Raw genomic sequence first — 19,911 nt, 5'->3', positions numbered from 1 at the left:
CCGCCCGCTACGCGCGGCGCGAGGCGGTCACGGTGAACCGGTCGGTGCGGGTCACCTGGCGGGTCGGCCCCACCGCCCGCTCCAACAACGGTCGGTACCGCAGGTGCGAGTTCCAGACACACCAGAGTTCACCGCCGGACTGGAGGATCGTGGCCGCGTTCCGGAACATCGCCTCAGCCGTGTCGGTGGTCACCGTGGTGTCCGCGTGGAACGGCGGGTTGCACAGCACCAGTTGCGCGGACCCAGCTGGGAGCTCGTCCCCCGCGTCGGTCCGGAGCACGGTCACCCGGTGCGCGACGCCGTTGGCCTCGGCGGTCGCGCGCGTCGACTCGACGGCGATACGGGAGACGTCCGTCGCGACGACCTGCACCGCCGGCCGACGACGGGCCGCTGCGGCGGCGATGACCCCGTTGCCGCACCCCAGGTCGACGATCGTCCGCGCCGTCGGCACCGCGTCGTCCATCACATCGAGCAGCACGCGCGTCCCCCGGTCGAGCGACGTCCCCCCGAACACCCCGCCATGTGCCACCAGGGTCATGCCGAGGTCGTCGACGTGCACTGACCGGGGCCACGGGTTCGTGACCGCGGCGCGGTTCGCCTGTGCCTGCAGCGGATCCTGCGCGATGAGCAGCCGCGACTTACCCCGGCCGCGGGAGGCCGTGACCTCACCGAACGACCGTCGCAGCACGTCGTTCTGCGACACGTTCATGTACTTCACGTTGCCGCCGCACAGCAGCACGACGTCCGGTGCGGCGAACCTGGCGACGGCGCGGGCGATCTCGTCCAGGCGGTCGTGCGACTTCGACAGCCGCAGCACCACGAGCCGGACGTTCCGGAACGCCTCTTCGAGCGAATCCGGGTGGTGGAAGCCACGCAGCCCGAAGGTGCCGGCGTTCGCCTCGAGGGCACGCTCTCCGATGAGCGAGTCCTGCACCACGCGGATGTTCGATGCACCGTACTGGGTGATGAGCCCGAGCGTCAGGACCCCGTACCGGTCGTCGACTACGGCGACCTCCCCGGGCTGCCGGAGCGCGTCTCCGTGCACGTGCGGCGCCTCGTCGAGGAGGAACCGGTCGGTACCGTCGATCGCGATGAGGTCCGGGGCGTCGTCGTCGCGTCGGCGGAAGAGGTCGGCGAAGTCTGGCACCGCGTCAGCGTACCCGGCGCCCGAGCCGAGCCGGCGGACATCGCACTCGCAATATCAACAGGATGTGTATTTCACATGTAAATACACTGGGCTTCCCCCATCAAAGGAGCCCTCATGGCACCCACCTCGTTCCGGAGCGCCGCAGTCGTCTGCAGCGTCCTCACCGCCTCCCTCGGCTTCGGCCTACTGACGCCCACCATCGCCACCGCGGCGTCCACGGCCACGGCACCTTCCACCTCGGAGTCCGCGGTGCGCGCCGACACCCCCGACTTCGACGCGCTGCCCGTCGACCCCTCGCTGACGGCACCGAAGTTCTACCAGGACTGGAGTACCCCGTTCGGATCCCGGATCCTCGCCGGAGACGCCGGGGGCGATGATCTCTGGCTGGTCCTCGGTGACACGGTCTACGACCGCTCGACCGGCGGTGGTGCGTTCTTCATCACCGTGCAGAACCGGCTGCAGGACGCCGGTCTCGAGGTGGTCCGGGTCCACACCGCCGCCGACGGCACCCAGACCCGCGGCGAGCGCATCCCGATTCCCCGCACCATCAGGGTCGACGGACTGCAACAGCAGAACACGTTCGTACCCGGCACCACCCACTTCGCCGGCAGTGCAACCGCCGGCGCCACCATCGTCGCGAAGGACACCACCTCAGGCGCCACCCTGTTCACGACCGAGGTCAGCGGGGCACGCAACGGGACCGGCACCTGGAACGCCGATGCCGACCTCGCCGGCTCCGACCACGTGATCACCCTCACGCAGACGACGACCGACGGCCGGACGAACGAGCTCCGCGACGTCCGGTTCTCGCCGGCGGCATCGGACGCGCCGACTGCACCAACGCTGCAGACGACCGAACGGCGGCTCGACGGCTCCTTCGTGGTGACCGGACGGTACGACGACTCGGCCGCATCGGTCGTCGTCGAGGACGTTTCCGGTGCGAAGCTCGCCGACGCGTCCCTCCAGGAGACCGGCTACGTCGCGCGGATCCCCCAGGACCGCCTCGGCTCGACCGTCTACGTCGTGGCGAAGGCCGCCGACGGCACGCCCTCGAGCCGCACCGCAGCGCCGCTGGCGCAGCTCCCAACCGATGCCTCGGTGCCGAAGCCGACCCTGCGCTCCGCGTACGTCCACACCGATGGCCGCGTCCAGGTCGTCGGCGAGCGTGATGACGCTCCCGCGCTCTGGGTCCTCGACGGCGACCGGGTCGTGGCCGGCGTCGGGCACAGCGACGCCTGGAGCTACGTCATCAGGGCACAGGAGACCGGCAAGCAGCTCGACATCGTCAACCTGGGCTTCGACGGCCAGGGGTTCTCGTCGATGTCGGAGCGAGTGCCGCTCCCCCGCCTCCTGCAGGTCGAGGGCCTGGCCGACACCAACACCTACACGCCGGGCGGTCGCGTCTTCTCCGGCACCGCCGAGTCCGGCGCGACCATCACCGCGACCGACCAGAACGGCAAGGAGGTCTTCGAGGCAAGGGTCACCGGCGCACGTTCGGGCGTCGGGACCTGGAAGGCCGACGCCGCACTGACCAGCCGCGACGGCTACGAGCTGACCTTCACGCAGACCACCGCGGACGGCCGGACCTCGATCATGCGGAACATCGGTTTCAGTGCCGAGGAGAAGCGCGTCATCCCGGCGACGGTCACCACGAAGTCGGTCACGGCCGGCGTCTCGAACCACTTCACCGGCACCGCGACCCCGGGCGCCACGTTCCGTGTCCTCAACCCCAGCGGCACCCAGATCGTCGCCGGCACCCACGATGTCGCCACCGACGGCACGTGGTCCTTCGACCGCGTCGTCTCCAAGGGCGCGACCAAGTTCGACTTCGTGATCGAACAGACCGTCAACGGAACGGCGACCAAGAGCCGCACCTTCTCCCTGAGCGCGTCGGCGGTGCGGGACGCCACCGTGGCGACGAAGTCCGTGACGGCCGGCGTCTCGAACCACTTCACCGGCACCGCGACCCCGGGCGCCACGTTCCGTGTCCTCAACCCCAGCGGCACCCAGATCGTCGCCGGCACCCACGATGTCGCCACCGACGGCACGTGGTCCTTCGACCGCGTCGTCTCCAAGGGCGCGACCAAGTTCGACTTCGTGATCGAACAGACCGTCAACGGAACGGCGACCAAGAGCCGCACCTTCTCCCTCGCAGCGAGCTGAGGCGGTACCGCACTCGATCGATGCCCCCGGGACCGCATGGCCCCGGGGGCATCCCTCGTTCCGCCTCAGCTGGTGATGACGGCCCCGCCACGGGCGAGTCGGACGCGCGCGTTGGCCCACGAGTTGCCGGACACCCGGAAGCGGTTGCCCCGGGCACCGAACCGGACGGCCACGACCAACGCCGGCCTGCTGGAACCGAAGCGGTTCCCGCTGATCACCCCGTCGTTCGCACCCTCACGGACGTTCACGCCGACCCCGTCGCCGGTCACACCGTTCACCCGGTTGGCCCGGACGGAGACCGACGCGTTCGAGTGCGCGAGACAGATCCCGTTGTCGACGCTCGCCTCGAGCCGGTTGCCCTCGATCGTCATGCCCCGCGTGAGCTTGACGAGGATGCCGCCCTCACCCTCGGCGCCACCACCACCCGTCAGCACGTTGCCGGCGACTTTCCCCGTGGCGCGCGGCCGAGTCGATCCCACGGTCGTGCCGGCACCACTGACGAGGATGGCCGATCCGGGAGCGAGGCCAGGCGCTCGTGTGACGGTGTTGTCGGCGATCGTCAGGCCGATCGGTGCCACGCTGGTCTGGTTCCGGTCGGCCGGGTCCTTCGAGGGGACCGCGGCGATGCCCACCCGACAGCCGCTCACGACGTTGCCGCGGATCTCGATGTCCTCGCCGGCATGGGTGTCGATGCCCTCCCACTCGGGAACGCCTGAGATCCGGTTGCGGAGGACACGGATCCGAGCGGACCGCCGCGTCTGAGCAGGGGCCGCCCGCGCGTCCCGTGTGAGGGTGATGCCGTACGAGTTCACCCGGTCACCTGGCTGTCGGACGTCGCTCACCGAGTTCGCGTCGATCGTTCCGTCCACGACCCCGATCCCGAGGATGCCCGCGTAGCCCAGCCGTTGCATCCTCGTGCCGGAGACCCGGAACCGATCGCAGTACTCCAGGTGGACACCGTCGTGGGCAATGTCCTGGAACCGGCCGCCGCGGATCGTGATCCCGTGCAGCGGGGTCTTCCGCGGTCCGATGACCGCGATGCCATGGCTCCCACCACCGCTGTCGGCACCGATCCCTGACAGGACGGCGTCGACGATCTCGACGCTCGAAGTCTCGACCAGGATCGCGGTCGAGTCGGTCACCATCCGGATCGCCCCCGCGCCGGCGAACCGGATCCGGAGCGGTCGGCGCACGACCAGACTTCGGGAGCGCGTCCACGCGCGAGTGATCACCAGCTCACCTCCGTCGGGGACGACATCGAGCGCGTCCTGCAGGGCGTCACCGTCGAGGTCGTCGGCGGCCTCGGTGGGGACAGGACCCCGCCGCATGACGACGGCCGCGACCACCCCGGCCACTCCGACCCCCGCAGCGAACAGGGTCCGCCGACGAACCGGTCGCGCTGCGAATCCGTGGCCGTTCAAGCTCTGCTCCCCACCCGGCGAGGCACCCGCTCAGCCCGTGTCCACGCGACTCTACGGTCATGATGCCGATGTGTCCAGAGTGCCGTATTTCAGATCCGCGAGTGCATTCTCTATTTCGCATTACCGAATAGTCGATTGCTTTTCAGTTCTGATATGTTGCGTTCGATCCGGGTCGACCGGATGCGGATCGGCACCGACCGGCCGCCCTCAGAGACGAGAGAGAGACATCGATGACGAGAAACCCCCGCAGGAGCGCAGCCCTCACGGCTGCCGGCTTGACCGCCCTGACGATCGCGGCGGCGGCCGGGCTGTCCCCCGCCGCCGCTGCCACCGCGGACGAGTCCGAACGGACCCTCGTCGGCCCGCTGGTCACCGAGACCTCGGCGTTCGCTGGTGATCCGTCGACTCCGACGTTCGGCGCTCCGTCGGCAGCCGGTGCGGGCGAGGAGATCCCGGCGAACCGCGCCTCGACGCTCGCGGCAGCTCGGGCGGCGGCCGTCCGGTGGTCGATCCCGGCACCGGGCGCGGTCACGACCGTCCGCCCACTCTCGGCCCCCGACCTCTGCCTGACGGCGACGACCGCGTCGATCACGAGCTACTCGCCCGTCACGCTCGAGACGTGCGTCGACGGCGATGCCAAGCAGCGGTTCCGCACGGCCGAGAACACCGGCTCGAACAACCCGATCGGGACCGGGCTGCAGTCAACGTACAACCGCGGGTTCCTCGGTCTGTTCAACACCGACCGGGTGATGCGGCTCCAGTCGCAGAACGTGGCGGACCGGTTGCCGAACACCGAGGACTTCACACCCTCGTTCTCCGCTCGCGTCGACTCGACCGACGTCGCGACCAGGAGCGCCCAGATCTCCGGCACGGGCACCCCGGGTGCCACGGTCCTCATCGACGAGCGCAACCCGCGTGAGGTGGGGCCGGACGGCCGCTGGACGGCTCGCGTCACCAACCTCCCGCTCGGCACGAGCACACTGTCACTCGAGCAGTACGAGGGCACGGAGCGGACCGGTTCGACGGCGCTCGAGGTGACGCTGACCGCGGCTCCCCTGACCTTCGAGGCCACCTTCGCTCCCGGCGACCTGACCGCCCCGGTCACGGCCAGCGGTACCGCGCAGGCCGGCGCTGACGTGCAGCTCTTCGACAGCACCGGCGCGCAACTGGGCGAGACCGTCACCGCGGAGACCGACGGCACCTGGGAGACCACGATCCCGGCGCCGAACGCTGGCGGCGCGCTCCGCGTCACGGCCGCACAGTTCATCGAAGGCGTGCGGGACACCGCGAACGAGGTCACGCGCGACGTCGACTACGGCGCTGCCGTCAGCATCACCACCCCTGAGGACGGCACGGCTCACGCCGGTGGACCAGTCGCGATGGCCGGCACCGGCGAGCCCGGCTCGTCAGTCGAGGTCCGCGAGGTGACAGCCGACGGCGAGCGTGTCGTCGGCCGTAGCGCCGAGGGCGTCCTGCCCAGCGGCCGCTGGTTCGTCGACACCGACGACCTCGACCGTGCCGAGCACGTGCTGCGCGTCGTCCAGGGCTCGAAGGGGGCGAACACGACCACCGCGGACGTGATGATCAACCCCGGCGAGAGCGGACGTCTCACGCCGGTCCGCGTGACCGCTCCGGAGACCGTCACCCCCGGCGTCTCGAACCGGATCTCCGGTACCGGTGAACCCGGCGCGACCTACCGGGTCCTGAACGCGTCCGGCACGCAGATCGTCCCGGGCACGCTCGAGGTCGACGACGACGGCAACTGGTCCTTCGAACGGGTGGTCACGAGCGGCGCGACGAAGTTCGAATTCGTCATCGAGCAGACGAAGGGCGACCAGGGACCGGAGCAGTCCGAGGTCTTCAGCCTGAACGCCAACCAGGGCTTCGCACCGATCGAGCTCTCCACCCGGGCCGTCGACCCAGGCGCGGTGAACACCTTCGAGGGAACCGGCCCGGCCGGAGCGACCCTGACGGTGCTGAACGCCTCGGGCACCCAGATCGTGCCCGAGACGGTGACCGTCACCCCCGAGGGCACCTGGAGCTTCGAACGCGCGGTCTCCCGGGGCGCGATGAAGATCGACTTCAAGTTCGCGGTGTCGGTCTCCGGATCGGCGTACACGACCTCGCTCTTCACGGTCTACGCGAACACCCGCTGACGCACCCCTGACACGACGATGCCCCGGACCGATCGGTCCGGGGCATCGTCGTACGGCAACGGTCAGCGCGGCCCGCGGTACAGCACGATCTGCGTGTTCCGCTGCGGACGCGACCCCGCCTTCAGCGAGATGGCAGCACCACTCGCAGTGGCGGCGAACACGCGCGCACCGGGCCGGTTGATGAGTTGGTCGGCCAGCGCCGACTCGAGCTCGCGCACCCGGTCGCGGAGCGCCTTGTTCTCGTTCTCCAGGTCGAGCACGCGCCGGATCCCCTCCAGCGACACCCCTTCGGAACCGAGTCGCGCGATCTCGCGCAGCTGCGCGACGTCCCGCATCGAGTAGCGGCGGGAACCGCCGCGGGTACGACCCGGCACGACCAAGCCGAGCCGGTCGTACTGCCGCAGCGTCTGGGGGTGCATCTCCGCGAGCTCCGCCGCGACCGCGATCGCGAAGACGGGCGAGTTCTCGTCCATGTCGGTCATGGCGTGTTCCTTTCCGTCGTCCGCGTGGGGTGGAAACCAGCCTGGAGGAACGGCGAGCGTTCGTCAGGAAGCCGCGCCGTTCCTCCAGGCCGGGTTGATCGTGGTTGTCGCGTGCGCGCTAGTCGCGTGCCTTGGCGAGGAGGTCCTCGCGGGGGTTCTCGTCGGGCAGCGCGGCCGCGAGTGCCTCGACGGCCTCGCGCTGCTTGTCGGACAGGTGCGACGGCACCGCGACCTGGACGGTCGCGAGCAGATCGCCCGTGCCGTTCTTCGTCGTGACGCCGCGGCCCTTGACGCGCAGGACGCGGCCCGACGGTGTGCCGGGGGCGACCTTGAGCTTGACGGGCGAGCCGCCGAGCGTCGGGACCTCGATCGTCGCGCCGAGCGCCGCCTCGGTGAACGTCACCGGGACGTCCACGCGGAGGTTGAGCCCGTCGCGCTCGAAGACCGGGTGCTTGCGCACCGACACGGCGACCACCAGGTCACCGGCCTCCCCGCCGTCGGGTGAGGGCTCGCCCCGACCGCGCAGCCGGATCTTCTGCCCGTCCGCGACCCCCGCGGGGATGCGGACGTTCACCGGGCGACCGTTGCCCTGCGACAGCTTGACGGTGTCGCCGGTGATCGCGGTCGTGAAGTCGAGCGTCGTCGACGCCGTGACGTCGCGACCCTTGGTCGGTCCGCCGAACCCGCGGTAGCCACCGGAGTTCTGGCCGAAGCCGCCTCCACCGAACATGCCACCCAAGATGTCCTCGAAGCCGCCAGCACCACCGGCGCCACCCTGGCCGAAGCGGACACGTTGTCCGCCGCCGCCCTGCTGCCCGAACATCCCGCCGAAGACGTCCTCGAAGCCGCCCTGGCCCCCGCCGCCCGCCGTGAAACGGGCGCCGGAGCCCATGGCACGGACCTGGTCGTACTCCTGCCGCTGCTCCTTGTCGGAGAGCACCGAGTAGGCCTCGCTGATCTCCTTGAAGCGGTTCTCGGCGGCGGCGTCACCCGGGTTGGAGTCCGGGTGGAACTGCCGTGCGAGCTTCCGGTACGTCTTCTTCAGCTCGGCGTCGGAGGCGTCCTTGGACACGCCGAGGACCTTGTAGAAGTCCTTGTCGAACCAATCCTGACTGGCCATGGATCACCTGCCTTCTTCAGTCATCGTCACGAGGTGCCCCGGCTCAGGCCGGGACCGCCACCGCGACCTTGGCCGCGCGGAGGACGCGCTCACCGAGCTTGTAGCCCGGCTCGACGACGTCCGCGACGGTCTGTCCGGTGGCACCCGGGGTGGGGAGCTGGACGATCGCCTCGTGGATGTTCGGGTCGAACGCCTCGCCCTTCTCGCCGATCTGCACGAGCTTGAACTTGTCGAAGCCGCCGCGGATCTTCTGGCCGATGACCTGCATCGGGCCCTCGGCGAGGTCACCGTGGGCCTCGGCCCGGGTGAGGTCGTCGAGCGCAGGCAGCAGGGCCCGCACCACTTCGGCGATGGCGACCTCGCGGTTGGCCTCACGGTCACGCTCGACGCGCTTCCGGAAGTTCACCAGCTCGGCCTGCGCACGGAGCATGTCCGCACGCATCTCGGCGAGCAGGTCGCGGTCTTCGGTGGTCAGCTTGTCCTCCGCGATGCCACGGGCGGCATCGGCGAGCAGCGCTTCGTCCTCCGGGGAGAGGTCGTTCGCTGCCGCAGCCGGACCCCCGGCGGCGGGGCCGTCCGTCGGGACTTCGACGTCGGGCCCCTCCGCCTCGATGAGGTCCTCGGGCTCGGCCGCGTTCGTGGCGTCGCCCTCGACCTGGGGCTGCGGGTCTTCAGGCACAGGCTCGTTCGGCGCGTTGTCCTTGGGATCCGTCATCGTTACTTCTTGTCCTTGTCGTCCTCGTCGTCCACGACCTCGGCGTCGACGATGTCCTCGTCGTCGGCCGGCTGCTCACCCGCGGGCTGCTCGGCACCGGTGGTGCCGGCTGCTGCGTCCTGCTGGCTGTAGATGGCCTGACCGAGCTTGCCCTGCGATTCGTTGAGCTTGTCGAAGGCGGTCTTCACCGCGTCGTCGTCCTCGCCCGCGAGTGCGGACTTGAGCGCGTCGACGTCGGCCTGCACCTCGGACTTGACGTCCGCGGGGAGCTTCTCGTCGTTCTCCTTGATCAGCTTCTCGATCGAGTAGACGAGCTGCTCGGCCTGGTTGCGACGCTCGTTGGCCTCGCGACGGGCCTTGTCCTCGGCCGCGTGCTCCTCGGCCTCGCGGACCATGCGCTCGATGTCCTCCTTCGGCAGCGACGAGCCGCCGGAGATGACCATCGACTGCTCCTTGCCGGTGCCCTTGTCCTTGGCGGACACGTGCACGATGCCGTTGGCGTCGATGTCGAAGGTGACCTCGACCTGCGGGACGCCACGGGGAGCCGGGGCGATGCCGGTGAGCTCGAACGTGCCGAGCGGCTTGTTGTCGCGGGTGAACTCGCGCTCGCCCTGGAAGACCTGGATCGCGACCGACGGCTGGTTGTCGTCAGCGGTCGTGAAGGTCTCGCTCCGCTTGGTCGGGATCGCGGTGTTGCGGTCGATGAGCTTCGTCATCAGGCCGCCCTTGGTCTCGATGCCGAGCGACAGCGGGGTGACGTCGATGAGCAGGACGTCCTTGCGCTCGCCCTTCAGGACACCGGCCTGCAGCGCGGCACCGACGGCGACGACCTCGTCCGGGTTGACGCCCTGGTTCGGGGACTTGCCACCGGTCAGCGACTTGACGACCTCGGCCACGGCGGGCATGCGGGTCGAGCCACCGACGAGCACCACGTGCGCGATGTCGTTGACCGAGACACCGGCTTCCTTGATGACGTCGTTGAACGGCTTCTTGGTGCGGTCGAGCAGGTCGGAGGTCATCTGCTCGAACTGCGCGCGCGAGATGGTCTCGTCCAGGTTCAGCGGGCCCTCGGCGGTCAGCGTCAGGTACGGGAGCTGGATGTTCGCCGACATCTGCGACGACAGCTCCTTCTTGGCCTGCTCAGCCGCTTCCTTCAGACGCTGCTTGGCGATCTTGTCCGTGGACAGGTCGACGCCGTGCTCGTCCTTGAACTTCTTGATCAGGTAGTCGACGATGCGCTGGTCCCAGTCGTCGCCACCGAGACGGTTGTCGCCGGAGGTCGCACGGACCTGGATCGTCGAGAAGTCGTCGTCCTTGCCCACCTCGAGCAGGGAGACGTCGAACGTGCCGCCACCGAGGTCGAAGACCAGGATGAGCTCGTCTTCCTTGCCCTTGTCGAGGCCGTAGGCCAGCGCGGCCGCGGTCGGCTCGTTGATGATGCGGAGGACGTTGAGGCCGGCGATCTCACCGGCATCCTTCGTGGCCTGGCGCTCGGCGTCGTTGAAGTACGCCGGCACGGTGATGACCGCGTCGGTGACGTCTTCACCGAGGTACTGCTCGGCGTCGCGCTTGAGCTTGCCCAGGGTGCGGGCCGAGATCTCCTGCGGCGTGTACTTCTTGCCGTCGATCTCGGTGGTCCAGTCGGTGCCGACGTGACGCTTGACGGACGCGATGGTGCGGTCGACGTTCGTCACGGCCTGACGCTTGGCGGTCTCGCCGACCAGCACCTCGCCGTCCTTCGTGAACGCCACGATCGACGGCGTGGTGCGCATGCCCTCGGCGTTGGCGATGACGGTGGGCTCGCCACCTTCGAGAACGGAGACGACGGAGTTGGTGGTTCCGAGGTCGATGCCTACTGCACGTCCCATGTGTTGCTCCTCTTGCGTTGGGGGGAAGTCGTTGGACTTGCGTCCGATGGACTCAACTCTACTCCTGAGCTGCTTGGAGTCAACTTCGGGACGGGGAACTTGCGCCAATCCCACTCAACTCACAGGCGTCCGAGCTGGAGCGCTAGCACGTCGCATGTTGGTATTTCACGTGATATTCGGAATACACATGCGCCGTCGGAGTCTGTCGACGGGCGTGCCCCTTCCCGCACAGCCGCGCACTGCGGCCTGTCCTGAAAGATGCACATGTCTCACAAAAAGAGGGCATCGACTGCTCTCAAGTCCATGGGTGCCGCCGGTTTGGTCGCAGCCACCATCGCCTCCGGCCTCTCTTTCGGCGCGCCGGTTGCCTTCGCAGAATCGGCTCCGGACGTGTCCCGACAGCAGGCGCAGAGCGCCATCGGAGTCAACGTGCAGGGTTCTCCGTTGGAGCCGACCGGGTACGGCGCCAGAGGCGCCGACGATAACGGCGTCACGTTCTACGGAACGCCACGGTGCACGGGCGAGTACATCTCCTGCTACCTCGTAGTGACGCGATACGGAGGTACGACGTCCACGGTCCTGAGCGGTGCGGGCCGTTACAACTTCGTGGCTTGGTCCCGCGGGGAGACTCGGACCTTGTACTTCCATTCCGTCGCGCACGTCCAAGCGGCCGGCATTGATGGCGGAGTAACCATCCGCTCCCAAGGCGTGCCCGTGCAGGTGACCCGACCCGGTCAGAGTTCCGTGAGCATGACCGCGCAGGTCACGAAGGTGAACAACATCGCGAAGACCGCTGAGGTGTCGGGCACGGCGACTCCGAACGGCACAGTGACGATCGGCAGCAAGGTCGCCAACGTCAACTCGAGTGGCAACTGGTCGATGACCGTCGAGGGACTCTCCGTCGGAGCCAACTCCCTCGTCGCGACGCAGCGGTTCAACAACGCGCAGGTCGACCAGAAGACCGTCACAGCGCCCATCGTCGAGGGCGGCACGCTCGTCGGCGTCGACCAGGGACCGGTCGAGCTCGAGCGGGGCGAGAGCACGAAGGTGCCGTTCGTCGTCGAGAACCGCGAAGCGCGCACGAACACCGACGGCACGGTCACGCTCGAAGCCCCCGAGGGCACCACCTTCGACGAGCAGACCACCGTGCAGGGCCAGTGGCGCCAGGTCGGTGACACCGGGTGGGAGAACGCCACCTCGATTCCGCTGACGAACGGCTCACCCTCGAACGACGGCGAGACCATCACCTTCAACGTCGACTGGGCCGCGAACCACGGTGCAAACGAGCAGTACCGCTTCATGGTCGACGTGACCGCAGCCGATGATGCCCCCGCTGGTTCCGACGCGATGGACTTCTCCATGCCCGGCACCAGCAGCAAGGGTGACTTCCTGGCCGAGGGCACGACGACGACCACGATCGAGACGGCGGTCGTGGACCTCGTCGCCCGGATCACGTCGGTCGACCACGCGGCGAAGACCGCGGTGATCTCGGGCACGGCGACGCCGGGTGCGACGGTCAAGATCGGCGAGGAGAGCGTCGAGGCGGACGCCGAGACCGGTGCGTGGAGCATCACGGTCGAGGGCCTCGACCGTGGCACGAACGAGATCCACGTCGTGCAGGAGATCGACGGCGAGGAGCACGACTCGAAGGATCTCGACGTCGTCATCAACGACGCCGCGATCACCGGCCAGGACGGCACCGGCGTGACCCTCGACCGTGACGCCGTCACGTCGGTGGAGTCGCTCTTCAAGACCAACGGTTCGATCAGCCGCCCGCAGGGCAAGGTCGAGTTCACCGCACCCGAGGGCACCACGTTCCCCGAGGGCCAGGGCACCATCAACGGCTCGTTCAAGAAGCCCGGTGAGGCCGACTGGACGAACTCCGCGATGACCCTCACCAACGGTGAGCGCTCCGAGGACGGGACGAAGTACACCTACGACTTCCGCCCGACCAACACCGGGTGGAACCTCCCCGCCGACTCCCTCATGCGGTGGAACATCGACGTCACGGCCGCGGCGGACGCCGAGGCGGGGACGTCCCCGATGACCACCAAGCTCACCGGGACCGCGACCGAAGGTGCGTTCAACACCACCAGCACCACCGCGACGACGATCGAGGCCGGCTCGTCCGAACTCGCACCGATCACGCTGACCGGTCCGGCATCGGTCACCCCGGGTCGCTCGAACACCTTCACGGGCACGGCCGAACCGGGTGCGACCTACCGGGTGCTGAACGTCTCCGGCACCCAGATCGTCCCGGGCACCTTCGAGGTCGACGGCCAGGGCAACTGGACGTTCGACCGCGTCGTCTCCAACGGTGCGTCGAACTTCCGGTTCGTGATCGAGCAGACCAAGAACGGTCAGACCGTCAAGTCCGAGCTCTTCTCGGTCGACGCCACCGCGCTGGCCCCGATCACGCTGTCCGGTCCGGCCGCGGTTCGCCCCGGCGCCTCGAACACCTTCACGGGCAAGGCCGAGCCCGGTGCGACCTTCCGGGTGCTGAACATCTCCGGCACGCAGATCGTCCCCGGCACCTTCGAGGTCGACGGCCAGGGCAACTGGACGTTCAACCGCGTCGTCTCGAACGGCGCGGCGAACTTCCGGTTCGTGATCGAGCAGACCAAGAACGGCCAGACCGCCAAGTCCGAGCTCTTCACCGTCGACGCCGCGGCACTCACCCCGGTGACCGTCACCACCCCGGAGCGCGTCACCCCGGGTCGCTCGAACACCTTCACCGGCACCGGTGAGCCCGGTGCGACCTTCCGCGTGCTGAACATGTCCGGCACCCAGATCGTCCCCGGCACCTTCGAGGTCGACGCCCAGGGCAACTGGACGTTCGACCGCGTCGTCTCCAACGGCGCGTCGAACTTCCGCTTCGTCATCGAGCAGACCAAGAACGGCCAGACCGAGAAGTCCGAGCTGTTCACGATCGAGGCCGCCGGCCTCGCGACGGTGACCGTCGCCACCCGTTCCGTCACCCCCGGCGTCGTGAACACCTTCACCGGCACCGGCGAGCCCGGCGCCAGCTACCGCGTGCTCAACATCACCGGCACGCAGATCGTCCCCGGCACGTTCGAGGTCGACGCCCAGGGCAACTGGACCTTCGACCGGGCCGTCTCGCGCGGCGCGACCGAGTTCCGGTTCGCCCTCGAGCAGACCAAGAACGGCAAGACCGAGCTCAGCGAGCTCTTCACCCTGCCGGCCGACACCAAGTAGCACCCGTGGCCCCTCCTGTCGCCCTGCGACGGGAGGGGCCACCCCAACACTTCCCGGAGAGGAAACCCGATGAACACCACGATCCGCCGCGGCCTGGCGGCAGCCTCGATCGCCCTCGTCGCCGCGCTCGGCGTCACCGCCTGCAGCTCCTCGGACGCGAAGGACCCAGCGCCGACGGCGTCGAGTTCCACGAAGGCGGCAGAGACCACCTACAACGAGTGCATCGACGGCGCCGTGCAGCTCTGGGACGAGGACGAGAAGTCCGACCAGACGATCACCACGGATGACTGCGCAGCCGCGAACCTCATCAGCTCCGACCGCACGTACGCGCTCGGCACCATCGGCACGATCACCGTCGAGGCAAGCAACGCCACGATCACGGTGTCGTCGACGAAGAAGGTCTTCTTCAGCGGGTCGAACAACACGCTCACCTACAGCGGGGAAGCACCGAAGGTCGACGACCAGGGCAAGGGGAACACGGTCAAGGCCGCCGGCTGACGACTCCGGCCACGGTCGGTCCGGAAAGGGGCGGGGACGCTGTCTCCGCCCCTTTCCGCGTGCCGCATTGTTCTTTCAGATGTGATGTTTTACACTGGTCCAGTAACCCGACCGGAGGCTCCTCTTGAACTACCTCGCCGTCATCCGCGCCCTGCTCTCGGGCTGGTGGATCATCGCCGGCGCCACGCTCCTCGGAGCCGGCGCCTCGCTCGTCGTCACGAGCATCACCCCACCGACCTACGAAGCGTCGACGTCCTACTACGTCTCCGTCGCCGGCGACATGTCGGCGACCGCTGGCGAGATCGCGCAGGGATCCACCGCCGCCCAGCAGAAGATCAAGTCGTACATGCAGCTCGCGACCTCGCCCCGCGTCCTGCAGGGGGTGATCGACGAGCTCGACCTCGACACCAGCCCGAGCGCACTCGCGTCCCAGGTCACCACCTCGGTCGACGCCGGCACGGTGATCATCAGGATCGCGGTGCAGGACGGCTCCGCGACGTCGGCGTCCACCATCGCCGAACAGATCGGCAAGAGCCTCGCCACCGTGGTGCAGCAGATCGAGCCGACCGGCGCCGACCAGAAGCCCTCGGTCGTGCTCGAGGAGGTGACCCCGGCGACCGAACCGGCCAATCCCATCGCCCCGAGGAAGTCCGCTGACCTCGCGCTCGGACTCGTCGGCGGCCTCGCCGCCGGTGCTGCACTCGCCCTGCTGCGCGCTGCGCTCGACACCAGGGTCCGCTCCGGCGAGGACCTCGACGTCGACGTGCCCGTGGTCGGCGACATCGCGTTCGACACCGACGCTGCCCGCCGCCCGCTGATCATCCGCGACGAGGCCAACTCCGCGCGATCCGAGGCGTTCCGCAGCCTCCGGACGAACATCCAGTTCTTGCGCACCGGCGGCGCTCCCACCATCGCCGTGACGAGCGCTCGACCGGCGGAGGGCAAGACGACGACCACCGCCAACCTCGGGATCGCACTGAGCAAGAGCGGCGTGCGGACGGTCATCATCGACGCCGACCTCCGTCGTCCGAACGTCGCGGCGGTGATGAGCGTCGAGGGGGCCGTCGGACTCACGGATCTCCTGGTCGGCCGTGCCGAGCTCGAGGACGTCGTGCAGCCCTGGGGGATCGACGGCCTGGCGGTGCTGCCGGCCGGGACGATCCCGCCGAACCCCAGCGAGCTGATCGGCTCCGAGGCGATGGCCCGGGTCCTGGCCGAACTGGCGTCGCGCTTCGATGTGGTGCTCGTCGACACCCCGCCGGTGCTCGCCGTCACCGACTCGGCCCTCGTCAGCACCCTCGTGTCGACGACGCTCCTCGTCACCGCAGCGAACCAGACCAAGCGCTCCGACGTCCGCCTGGCGATCGAGGCGCTGGACCGGGTCGGCCAGCAACCCGCCGGCATCGTCCTCACCAAGACCAAGCACAAGGCGTCACGCAGCGCGTACTACCGCTCCGAGTACACGAGCACGCGCACCGCCTGATCAACGACAAAGGACACGACCCATGCACTCCCCCCGCCGCACGCGGATCCTCCGCGCGAAGCGTCTCCTCGACATCGTCGGCGCGGCGCTCGCCCTGATCGCGCTCGCCCCGGTGCTCGCGCTCGTCGCCGCCCTCGTCGCTGCCAAGCTCGGCAGCCCGGTGCTGTTCCGCCAGCCCCGTCCGGGCCTGCACGGTCAGACGTTCACGATCCTGAAGTTCCGCACGATGCTCGAGCCCGACCCCGCCACCGGCCTCGTCAGCGACAGCGACCGGCTCACCCCGTTCGGTTCCTTCCTGCGTTCGACGAGCCTCGACGAACTGCCCAGCCTCTGGAACATCCTGCGCGGCGACATGAGCTTCGTCGGGCCCCGTCCCACCCTCTGCCGCTACCTCGAGCTCTACACGCCCGAGGAGTCCCGCCGGCACGACGTCCTGCCGGGGCTGACCGGCCTGGCACAGGTCCGCGGCCGCAACGCCCTGCCGTGGCCGGAGCGCCTGCGGTCCGACGTCGAGTACGTCGACACCGTGACGCTCGGGCTCGACCTGCGCATCCTGCTCCGGACGGTCGTCATCGTGTTCCGCCGCGAGGGGATCGCGGCGCCGGGCCACGTCAGCTCCGACGTGTTCGAGGGCACGGCCGCGATGACCGGTGGTCCCCGGTGAAGACCGCGTGGATCGTCAACCACTACGCGCACCACCGCGAGCGCGACGGGCGTGCGACCCGGCACCAGCACCTCGCCGCCGGGCTCACCGCGCACGGGTGGCACTCAGTGGTCATCGCCGCCGGCACCGATCATCCATCAGGCCGCTCACACATGAACGGATCGGCGCTGCGCGAGCGCTGGTCCGGCGACGGCTACGAGTTCTGCTGGCTGCGGGGCGTCGACCACCGCGGATCCGGCGTCCGCCGAACGATCCGCCGTGTCGCCGACATCGGCGTGTTCACCGCGCTGCTGCTGACCCCCCGGATGCTCCGCGGACTCCCCCGCCCCGACGTCGTGATCGGCGGGTCGTTCCACCCGTTGGCAGCGTGGGCCGCCTCCGTGCTCGCCCGCCGGCTGGACGTGCCGTTCGTCTTCGAACCCCGCGACCTCTGGCCCGAGTCCGCACTCGGCCTCGCGGGCATGACCGAGCGACACCCGGTGATCCGGGTCCTCCGACGACTCGAGCGCACCACCGTCAACCGGGCCCACCACCTCATCTCCCCGCTCGAGGGAGTCGGCCGCTACTACGCCGACCGCGGCCACGACGTCCCGTTCACGTGGATCCCGAACGGCGTCGCACTCGACGACCAGGACGAGCGCCGCGACGAAGCGATCGAGCGCTCCGAACCCGGGGACGACCACTTCACGGTCACCTACATCGGCTCGATGGGACCGGCGAACGCCCTCGAAGCCGTCCTCGACGGCTTCGACCTCGCCAGCCGACGCGCCGCGGCGAGCGGCGGACCGCGACTGACCCTGCGCATGGTCGGGGACGGATCGGACGTGACGGCGCTCCGGGAACGCGCGTCGCGCCTCCCGGCTGGTGCCGACGTCGTCTGGGACGGACGAATGCCGCAGGACCAGGCCCGGCGCATCGGCCGACAGGCCGACTGCCTGGTGGTCAACATGCACGACCTGCCGCTCTACCGACACGGCGTCTCGATGAACAAGCAGTACGAGTACATGCTGCTCGCGCGCCCGTTGCTCGTCGGTGCGCCCGTCACGCTCGAACCGGTCGCCGCGTCGGACAGCGGACTCCACGTCCGGCCCGACGACCCGCAGGCCATCGCCGACGGCATCCTGGCGCTCGCGGCGATGCCACCTGCCCACCGTGACGCGATGGGTGCCCGTGGCCGCGACCACGTCACCCGCGAGCACGACTACCGCCACCTCGCCGGCGTCCTGGCCGGAGTGCTCGACGACACCGTCGCCACGGCCTGACCCACTCACCCAGCCCCAGCCCCAGCCCCAGCCCCCAGCCGAGGAAACCCGAGCATGCTCCCCGACATCGTCCACGTCTCCAGTGCCCACCCGTGGGTCGACAACCGCGTCCACCTGCGCGAGGCGGCCGCCGCGGCCGACGCCGGGTACCGCGTCCGGCTGATCGCGGTCGAATCCGATCTCGACGCCCCCGCCACCGCCGTCGACGTCGTCCGCATCCCGCGACGGACGCGCGTTCGCCGCATGGTCGTGTCGACGACGCAGGCACTGATCCTGGCCTTTCGATCCCGCGCCCGCGTGGTCCACCTGCACGACCCCGAACTCATCTGGACGATCCCGGCGCTCCGGCTGGCCGGCCGGACCGTGGTGTACGACGCGCACGAGGACCTGCCCGACCAGGTCTGGGGCAAGGACTACCTGACGTACCGGCAGCGTGCCGTCTTCGCGTGGCTCTCGCACGGGCTGCTCCGGATCGCCGGGACCGCGGACCGTGTCGTCACCGCCACCGAATGGACCGGACGCCGGTTCCCGGCATCGCGCCGCATCGCGATCCACAACTTCCCCTTCGCGCGCCCGGAGGACGACGCCCAGGTCGGCCTGGAGGCGCGGCCCGCCCTGGTCGCGCACGTCGGCGTCCTGAGTCACGACCGTGGGATCGACGTGCTCGCGTCGGTCGTCGAGGAACCGTCGTTCCCGGCGGACTGGCGCGTCGAGATGGTCGGCTCGATCGACCGTGCGACGTCGACCGAGCGGCTGCGGGCCGCCGAGGCCACCGGACGCGCCGTGCACGGTGGCGTCGTCGGTCCGATGGAGGCCCGTGACCTGCTCCTGCGCGCCCGGATCGGCGTGGTCCCCTTCCGCCGGACTCCGGTGACCGACCAGATCTTCCCGACGAAGCTGTTCGAGTACCTCGCGGCCGGGCTCGCCGTCATCGCCACCGACATCCCGCTGTGGCGACACCTGCTGCGCGGGGTCGAGTGCGTCACGTTCGTGCCCGCCGACGACCCTGCGGCCATCGCCGATGCGGTCCGCCGGTACGCGGACAACCCGGCGCTGCTCGAACGGCACGGCGCCGAGGCCCGTCGCGCTGCAGCACGGTTCACCTGGGCTCCCGAGGCCGAGCGGCTCGTCGCGATGTACGACGAGCTCCTGCCGGGCGTCCGCGGAGCGCGTCTGCACTCGACGGGATCCCGGTGACGCGGGCGACGATCGACCGGGCCGACCTCGCGCGTCCGGTCGGGCGTGCGGCGGGGGTGTTCGTCGCGGTCGGGTTCCTCGGGCTGACCATGAACTGGATCTCGGCGAACCTCGTCGCGCCGCTCTTCTCGTACCTGGGGTACAGCTTCGTGCCCGCCCCGTGGCAGGCCCTGCTCGTCGTCGTCGCGTTGACGACCGCGGTCGCGCTGACCCTCCCCCGCGTGCTCGTCCGGCCGTCACACGTCGTGCTCTGGACGATCTTCGTCGTCTGTGTCAGCCCGACGATGATCATGAGCATCTCGACCGGGTACGTGTCCACCGCGACTGCGATCGCACTGAGTGCGACCGTCGGCACGGCGTTCGCACTGGTCAGCCTGGCCACCCCGCGCGGTGCGACGGCTCCGGGGTCGCAGGTCGACGCTGCCGACGACGTGCTCGTCATCGGTCAGCGACGGATCGACCGCGCGACCCTGACCTGGATCGTCTGCGGTCTGTACTCGCTCGTCACCTACGGACTGA

Annotated in this window: 14 protein-coding genes; 8 read left to right on the top strand and 6 right to left on the bottom strand. The window is 69.4% G+C overall.

Features of this window, described 5'->3' with window-relative positions:
* Nucleotides 1-7 precede the first annotated feature (7 nt).
* Nucleotides 8-1,147 (bottom strand): class I SAM-dependent methyltransferase, encoded by a 1,140-nt coding sequence (locus ITJ56_RS18870; protein ID WP_194628575.1) that lies wholly within the window; start codon nt 1,145-1,147, stop codon nt 8-10.
* A 114-nt stretch (nt 1,148-1,261) separates the two neighbouring features.
* Between ITJ56_RS18870 and ITJ56_RS05725 the strand changes: the two genes are divergently transcribed.
* Nucleotides 1,262-3,310 carry a hypothetical protein gene (locus ITJ56_RS05725; protein WP_194628573.1) on the top strand — a complete coding sequence of 683 codons (2,049 nt, stop codon included), beginning with the start codon at nt 1,262-1,264 and terminating at the stop codon, nt 3,308-3,310.
* Nucleotides 3,311-3,375: 65 nt separating this feature from the next.
* On the opposite strand, the gene ITJ56_RS05720 is transcribed toward ITJ56_RS05725, so the two are convergent.
* The gene (locus ITJ56_RS05720) at nt 3,376-4,731 is read right to left on the bottom strand and encodes a right-handed parallel beta-helix repeat-containing protein (RefSeq protein ID WP_194628571.1); all 1,356 of its coding nucleotides are present in this window, start codon (nt 4,729-4,731) and stop codon (nt 3,376-3,378) included.
* Nucleotides 4,732-4,961: 230 nt separating this feature from the next.
* Here ITJ56_RS05720 and ITJ56_RS05715 point away from each other — a divergent pair, with 230 nt between their 5' ends.
* Nucleotides 4,962-6,887, top strand: a complete 1,926-nt coding sequence (locus ITJ56_RS05715) for a hypothetical protein (protein ID WP_228517229.1) — start codon at nt 4,962-4,964, stop codon at nt 6,885-6,887.
* A 62-nt stretch (nt 6,888-6,949) separates the two neighbouring features.
* Here the strand turns inward: ITJ56_RS05715 and ITJ56_RS05710 are convergent, their stop codons facing one another.
* The 4 genes from ITJ56_RS05710 to dnaK form a co-directional block, all read right to left on the bottom strand.
* Nucleotides 6,950-7,360, bottom strand: a complete 411-nt coding sequence (locus ITJ56_RS05710) for a heat shock protein transcriptional repressor HspR (RefSeq protein ID WP_110865490.1) — start codon at nt 7,358-7,360, stop codon at nt 6,950-6,952.
* Nucleotides 7,361-7,487: 127 nt separating this feature from the next.
* Entirely contained in the window at nt 7,488-8,489 is a 1,002-nt protein-coding gene (locus ITJ56_RS05705) for a DnaJ C-terminal domain-containing protein (RefSeq protein ID WP_194628567.1), read from the bottom strand.
* A gap of 43 nt (nt 8,490-8,532) precedes the next feature.
* Nucleotides 8,533-9,204 carry a nucleotide exchange factor GrpE gene (locus tag ITJ56_RS18320; protein WP_228517228.1) on the bottom strand — a complete coding sequence of 224 codons (672 nt, stop codon included), beginning with the start codon at nt 9,202-9,204 and terminating at the stop codon, nt 8,533-8,535.
* 2 nt (nt 9,205-9,206) lie between these two features.
* Nucleotides 9,207-11,072: a molecular chaperone DnaK gene (gene dnaK, locus ITJ56_RS05695; protein ID WP_194628558.1), complete on the bottom strand. Its 1,866-nt coding sequence runs from the start codon at nt 11,070-11,072 to the stop codon at nt 9,207-9,209.
* 750 nt (nt 11,073-11,822) lie between these two features.
* On the opposite strand from dnaK, the gene ITJ56_RS05690 reads away from it, so the two are divergent.
* The 6 genes from ITJ56_RS05690 to ITJ56_RS05665 all read left to right on the top strand — a co-directional run bounded on the left by ITJ56_RS05690 (nt 11,823) and on the right by ITJ56_RS05665 (nt 19,392).
* Nucleotides 11,823-14,288: a hypothetical protein gene (locus ITJ56_RS05690; protein WP_194628550.1), complete on the top strand. Its 2,466-nt coding sequence runs from the start codon at nt 11,823-11,825 to the stop codon at nt 14,286-14,288.
* 69 nt (nt 14,289-14,357) lie between these two features.
* A complete protein-coding gene (locus ITJ56_RS05685; RefSeq protein ID WP_194628548.1) occupies nt 14,358-14,786 on the top strand; it encodes a DUF3060 domain-containing protein in 429 nt (142 codons plus the stop codon).
* Between the two features lie 124 nt (nt 14,787-14,910).
* Nucleotides 14,911-16,269 (top strand): polysaccharide biosynthesis tyrosine autokinase, encoded by a 1,359-nt coding sequence (locus tag ITJ56_RS05680; protein ID WP_194628546.1) that lies wholly within the window; start codon nt 14,911-14,913, stop codon nt 16,267-16,269.
* A gap of 22 nt (nt 16,270-16,291) precedes the next feature.
* Nucleotides 16,292-16,933, top strand: coding sequence for a sugar transferase (locus ITJ56_RS05675; RefSeq protein WP_194628544.1), 642 nt, complete (start codon nt 16,292-16,294; stop codon nt 16,931-16,933).
* Nucleotides 16,930-18,195, top strand: coding sequence for a glycosyltransferase family 4 protein (locus ITJ56_RS18705; protein ID WP_194628542.1), 1,266 nt, complete (start codon nt 16,930-16,932; stop codon nt 18,193-18,195). The genes ITJ56_RS05675 and ITJ56_RS18705 overlap by 4 nt, the downstream gene beginning before the upstream one ends.
* 54 nt (nt 18,196-18,249) lie before the next feature.
* On the top strand, nt 18,250-19,392 hold the full coding sequence (locus tag ITJ56_RS05665; protein WP_194628540.1) for a glycosyltransferase: 1,143 nt from the start codon (nt 18,250-18,252) through the stop codon (nt 19,390-19,392).
* Nucleotides 19,393-19,911: the final 519 nt, after the last annotated feature.

Origin of the sequence: Curtobacterium sp. VKM Ac-1376 (genome assembly GCF_015351025.1) — a bacterium.
Lineage (GTDB): Bacteria > Actinomycetota > Actinomycetes > Actinomycetales > Microbacteriaceae > Curtobacterium.
The sequence above is the reverse complement of the archived record's forward strand: the minus strand, read 5'-3'. Positions and strand labels throughout refer to the sequence as shown.

Excerpts from the sequence above, each read along its gene's own strand:
- ITJ56_RS05725 (WP_194628573.1), top strand. The coding sequence starts at position 1,262 with ATGGCACCCACCTCGTTCCGGAGCGCCGCAGTCGTCTGCAGCGTCCTC.
- ITJ56_RS05715 (WP_228517229.1), top strand. The coding sequence starts at position 4,962 with ATGACGAGAAACCCCCGCAGGAGCGCAGCCCTCACGGCTGCCGGCTTG.
- ITJ56_RS05710 (WP_110865490.1), bottom strand. The coding sequence starts at position 7,360 with ATGGACGAGAACTCGCCCGTCTTCGCGATCGCGGTCGCGGCGGAGCTC.
- ITJ56_RS05705 (WP_194628567.1), bottom strand. The coding sequence starts at position 8,489 with ATGGCCAGTCAGGATTGGTTCGACAAGGACTTCTACAAGGTCCTCGGC.
- ITJ56_RS18320 (WP_228517228.1), bottom strand. The coding sequence starts at position 9,204 with ATGACGGATCCCAAGGACAACGCGCCGAACGAGCCTGTGCCTGAAGAC.
- dnaK (WP_194628558.1), bottom strand. The coding sequence starts at position 11,072 with ATGGGACGTGCAGTAGGCATCGACCTCGGAACCACCAACTCCGTCGTC.
- ITJ56_RS05690 (WP_194628550.1), top strand. The coding sequence starts at position 11,823 with ATGACCGCGCAGGTCACGAAGGTGAACAACATCGCGAAGACCGCTGAG.
- ITJ56_RS05685 (WP_194628548.1), top strand. The coding sequence starts at position 14,358 with ATGAACACCACGATCCGCCGCGGCCTGGCGGCAGCCTCGATCGCCCTC.
- ITJ56_RS05675 (WP_194628544.1), top strand. The coding sequence starts at position 16,292 with ATGCACTCCCCCCGCCGCACGCGGATCCTCCGCGCGAAGCGTCTCCTC.
- ITJ56_RS05665 (WP_194628540.1), top strand. The coding sequence starts at position 18,250 with ATGCTCCCCGACATCGTCCACGTCTCCAGTGCCCACCCGTGGGTCGAC.